The sequence below is a fragment of the Streptomyces sp. NPDC006283 genome (assembly GCF_040613325.1).
Classification (GTDB): domain Bacteria; phylum Actinomycetota; class Actinomycetes; order Streptomycetales; family Streptomycetaceae; genus Streptomyces.
In genome coordinates, this window is the sequence record NZ_JBEXRZ010000416.1 from 1 (window position 1) to 2,419 (window position 2,419).

A 2,419-nucleotide genomic window follows, 5' to 3' on the forward strand; every position below is an offset into this window, starting at 1 on the left:
TGGGACACGGGTACTGCCGGGGCAGAGGCGGAAGCTGAGTCGAATGCCGGTGCCGGGGGGTGGGACACGGGTACTGCCGGGGCAGAGGCGGAAGCTGAGTCGAATGCCGGTGCCGGGGGGTGGGACACGGGTACTGCCGGGGCAGAGGCGGAAGCGAAGGTTCTTGCCGCCACGAAGTCTTTCTCCGGAGCCCCTGCCGAAGCCAGCGCCAGCGTTTCCGTCAAGGTCTATGTCGATACCCGCGGTCGCTACAGCGCTGAACTGTGGACTAGGGAAGCTAAGACCGGTGAGTTGATTAAGTGCGGTTCCCTCAGTGGGGCCGGTAAAGCCGTTACCTACAAGAAGGTGAAGTACGCCCTGGACGACCGCGGCACCGTCAGTCGTCACTCCTCCGACAGGAAGGAGGACGTGCGCAAGCTGACTGATAATGAGGTCAAGTCCGCGTCCAACGGCCGGATCGAGGCCAGGGCTAGGGCGAATGGGTCGGCCGTGGTACCTGGCGCCTCGAATAAGCAGATAACCGCGGTCCCGAGCGGCTCTGTCGCGGCGGGTTTGGAACAGCCTTCCGGTGGGGGACGCGGCGGGCTGATCGGAGTGGGCGCTGGGGCCGCCGCTGCATCCGCCGCCGGTCTGGGCTTCGTGCTCAAGCGCCGTGGCCGTGCAGGCGTGCAGGGCTAAGCGACACCGGACCAGTGAACATAGCGTGGGGAGACCGACCATTGAACTCCATATGTAAGCGTCGGTCGGCGATCAGGGGAGGTCTGCTCGCGCTTGCCGCAGTCGGAGGCCTCGCAGGGGTCTCCGGCTGCGGCGCGGCCGATGCCCAGCATGCCCCCGACATCAGCGTGCAATCCAGTAGCGTCCCGGCTCCGGAAAACAAGGCTGAGCCACTGGCGAGGTCCAAGCCTGTCACTCTGGACATCCCCGATGCGAAAGTAACGGCGCGAAAGGTCCTTCCGCTGGGCCTGGACAGCTCCGGCGAGCTGGAGGTCCCACCTCCCTCTCAGGGTGGTCTGCCTGGTTACTACACAAAGGCGGTCACCCCCGGTGAGGTCGGGCCTGCCATCATGGTCGCCCACTACGACACCAGATACGGCCTAGCTCTGATGAAGAACGCGGCTGATATCAAGATCGGCTCGGAGATCAAGATTGGACGCCAGGACGGCATAGCTGCAACGTTCAAGGTCAGACAGGTGAGCCAGGTCAGCAAGGGCAATTTTCCCACTCAGAAGGTCTATGGGGAGACGAACCGCCCTGAGTTGAGGCTGATTACCTGTGGCGGACCGATAGTGGATGGCCACCGTGCCGACAACATCATCTTCTACGCGGATCTAGTCTAATAGGCTGGATTCCGCTTTCGGTGGGTATAGATGCGGTGATCTGCAAGCTAGCGCGGGCACGGAAGGCGTCGCGGGATCTGGTTGGATGGGGGTGGCGGCGATTGCCGCTGAGTTGGGCTGCAGTCAGAAGACGGTGCGGTGCTGGCTGCACCGCTTCAACCGGACCGGGCTTGAAAGTCTGGAGGATCTGGGTGGCCAAGGTCGCAAGCGGCGGATCACCGAGGCCGAGCGCTCGAGAATGGGTCTGTCAAACGAGCGGTGTAACTCGGGTAGTTGGGTTACTGGCGGGCTGCTGAGAGCCGGCCGTCGACGGTGATGTCGAAGGCGTTCAGTGCGGTCTTCCAGCGCATGGTCCCGCGGGCCTGGCCCTTTCCGGTGGATCGAGCGACATGATCGCCATGTAGACGCACTTCAGGGCGGCCTGCTCGTGGGGGAAGTGCCCCCCGGCCGCCTTGACCGCCCGGTGGATGCGGGCGTTGACCGACTCGATCGCATTGGTCGCGCAGACGATGCGGCGGATGTCGGTGTCGATCCGCAGGAACGGGGTGAACTCTTCCCAGGCGTTCTTCCGCAGTTTCACGATCGTGGGATGCTTCCGGCGCTAGACATTGGAGAACTCCGCGAACCGCTCCAGAGCCGCTCGTCGGTTGGCGCCGTGCAGAGGGGCTTGAGGAGCCTGGCGATCTTGTCCCAGTCTTGGCGGGCGGTGTGGCGGAAGGAGTTCTGCAGCAGGTGTACCACGCAGTGCGCGATCGTCCTGGGCCAGACCGTCTCCACGGCTTCGGGCAGGCCCTTGAGCACGCAGACCAGCATGAGCACGTCGCTGACGCCGCGGTTCTTGATGTCGGTGAGGATGTGCAGCCAGTGCTTGGCTCCCTCGCCGCCGTCACCCGCCCACAGCCCGAGGATCTCCCGCCGGCCCTCGGTGGTGACGGCCAGGGCCATATAGACTAGCCGGTTGGCCACCGCACCGTCGCGGATCTTCACGTGGGTGGCGTCGATGAAGACCACCGGATAGACGGCGTCCAGGGGCCGACTCTGCCATTCGGCCATGCCCTCCAGCACCTTGTCGGCGATCG

Annotated in this window: 2 protein-coding genes and 2 pseudogenes; 3 read left to right on the top strand and 1 reads right to left on the bottom strand. The window is 64.5% G+C overall.

Annotated features, from left to right (window positions below; translation table 11 throughout):
- From ABZ070_RS36775 to ABZ070_RS36785, 3 genes and pseudogenes are all read left to right on the top strand, one after another.
- Positions 1-678 (top strand): annotated as a pseudogene (locus ABZ070_RS36775) (hypothetical protein); the annotation flags it as partial.
- A gap of 41 nt (positions 679-719) precedes the next feature.
- Positions 720-1,340, top strand: a complete 621-nt coding sequence (locus tag ABZ070_RS36780) for a sortase (protein ID WP_356640489.1) — start codon at positions 720-722, stop codon at positions 1,338-1,340.
- A gap of 85 nt (positions 1,341-1,425) precedes the next feature.
- On the top strand, positions 1,426-1,656 hold the full coding sequence (locus ABZ070_RS36785) for a helix-turn-helix domain-containing protein (RefSeq protein WP_356640491.1): 231 nt from the start codon (positions 1,426-1,428) through the stop codon (positions 1,654-1,656).
- Here ABZ070_RS36785 and ABZ070_RS36790 read toward each other — a convergent pair.
- Positions 1,619-2,419 (bottom strand): annotated as a pseudogene (locus tag ABZ070_RS36790) (IS256 family transposase); the annotation flags it as partial. The gene ABZ070_RS36785 and the pseudogene ABZ070_RS36790 overlap by 38 nt on opposite strands.

What these genes read in the sequence shown, in the direction of transcription:
- ABZ070_RS36785 (WP_356640491.1), top strand. Translation starts at nt 1,426, where the DNA reads ATGGGGGTGGCGGCGATTGCCGCTGAGTTGGGCTGCAGTCAGAAGACG.